The following is a 2,234-nucleotide window of genomic DNA, read 5'->3' on the forward strand; positions in this document are numbered from 1 at the left end:
GGAGGCCGCCGACCTCATCCGCCGCGGCGTCATGGGCATGATCGACCCGGACCTGGCGGTCGGCGCGGCGGTCGCCGTCCTCCACGAGCTGCCCGACACGGTGCGCAGCGTCGCGCTGGAGACGCTGCCCGACCTGACCCTCGCCGTCCCCGTGGACGTCGCCCGGGCCGATGGCGCCGCCCCGCAGCCCCTGCTGGACCGCGACGATGACGACGTCGTCGTCGAGCTTGTCGCGCCGGCCCGCCCGGAGGCGCGCGACGGCGGCGGGCCCGCGGCCCCGGACGCCGACCGGCCGTCCGCCGATGGCGAGTCCGCCCCGCCCGCCGCCGAGGCCCTCCCCGCCCCGCCCGCCGTCGAGGAGTGGAAGAGGAACCTGCTCGACCTGTCTCGGCGCAACCCCCTCATCAACCGCCCGCTGCGCGATGTCGTGGAGCTGATGGTGGAGCCCGACCTCCTCGGCCGGCTCGAGGACATTGTCAACGCCGGGGACCTGGTGACCCTGCGCCCGGACCCCTACAGCGCCGCGGATGCCGAGGAGCGGGCCGCGCTGCTGACCGAGCAGCGGGAGGTCCACGTCAACCTCTCCGGCAAGGAGTGCGCGCAGCGCCTGCGGGCCATGGCCGCCTCCGCCCGCACGACCCTGGTGGAGACCGGGGCGAACAACCTCTACCTGACCATCGGCTCCCTCACGTGGTGCATCGACGGCTACTGGGTGCGCTCACCGCTCATCCTCATCCCCGTCAACCTGGAGCAGGCCGACGAGGAGACCTACGGGATCGTCCTGGACGAGGCCGAGGCCTCGACCCCCAACCACTCCCTGCTGGCCCGCTTCAAGGCCGACACCGGCATCGACCTGGTCGAGCTGCGCGCGCCCGTGCGCGACGGGCACGGCATCGACATCAAGGCCACCCTGGAGAGCCTGCGTCACCGGCTGCGCGCGTCGGGCCGCCGCGGCGTCGTCGTCGAGCCCTCCGTGTGCCTGGGCATGTTCCGCTTCTCCACCTACCGGATGCGCCAGGACCTGGAGGAGGACTGGCCGACCATCACCTCCAACCCGCTGGTCGGCCACCTCCTGAAGGCCCCTGGCTCCATCTTCGTGGAGCCGGCGCGGGACGAGCCCGTGGGGGACAACGACGAGGTCGCCCAGAACCTGCCGCTGGTCGCCGACTCCGACCAGGCACGGGTGGTCGCCGACGCCATGGCCGGGCGCAGCCTCGTGGTCGAGGGGCCGCCCGGGACCGGCAAGTCCCAGACCGTCGCCAACCTCATCTTCCGGGCCCTGGCCATGGGGAAGACCGTCATGTTCGCGGCGGAGAAGGCCACGACGCTCGACGTCGTCGCCCGCCGCCTGCGAGACGAGGCGGGCATCGGGGACCTGCTGCTCAACCTCCACGACAACAGCATGAAGCCGGCCGAGATCTACCGGGACCTGCGGCGCGCGCTCGATCTGCGGGCGCCCGGGCCCGACGCGGCCGCCGACGACCCTGATGCGCTGCGCCGGGAGCTGTCCGGCCTCCGGACGCGCCTGGGGGAGTACCGAGAGGGGCTGCACGCGCCGCGGGACGGCTTCTCCTACTACCGGGCGTGCCAGGAGCTCATTGAGGCGCGCGACGCCGAGACCGACGACAACGGGACGGCGCAGACGCGCGATGCCGAGAGCGACCAGGGCGAGGTCGAGCGGGCCCGCTCCGCCTTCGAGGCCCGGGCCCGCGAGACCGGGCTGGATGCCTTCGACCCGGCCGTCCACGCCCAGCTGCTCGCGGACTACCGGCGCACCCAGGAGCGGCTGCGCAAGGCCCTGACCCCCGAGCTGCTGGACGTCGTCCTCTCCCGCCGCGACCGGATTCTGCGCGAGGCCGGCCCGCGCACCGAGGAGCTGCGACGCGAGCTCAACCGCCGCCGGGGGACCCTGAACGTGCGGGGCCTGATCGACTCCTACTGGGACCTCGTGGTGGCCATCACCCCGTGCCTCCTGGTCTCCCCGGACTCGGCCGCGCGCTTCTTCCCGTCCGACCGCCGCTACGTGGACGTCGTCGTGTTCGACGAGGCCTCCCAGATCACGGTGGCCGGGGCCGTGGGGGCCATGGGGCGCGGGCAGTCGGTGGTCGTCGTCGGGGACCCCAAGCAGATGCCGCCCGCCCCCGTGCCGGGCGCCTCCAGGTCCGGCGAGGACCTGGAGGGCGCGGACCGCCGCGAGAGCGGCTCGATCCTGGACCGCTGCCTGAGCGGCGGCG

Annotated in this window: 1 protein-coding gene; it reads left to right on the plus strand. The window is 74.0% G+C overall.

Annotation, left to right across the window (positions count from 1 at the left end):
• Positions 1-2,234 (plus strand): DUF4011 domain-containing protein (locus tag O145_RS15155; RefSeq protein ID WP_324252513.1); only part of this gene is annotated, 2,234 nt, incomplete at both ends.

The sequence above is a fragment of the Actinomyces israelii DSM 43320 genome (assembly GCF_000711965.1).
Taxonomy (GTDB): domain Bacteria; phylum Actinomycetota; class Actinomycetes; order Actinomycetales; family Actinomycetaceae; genus Actinomyces; species Actinomyces israelii.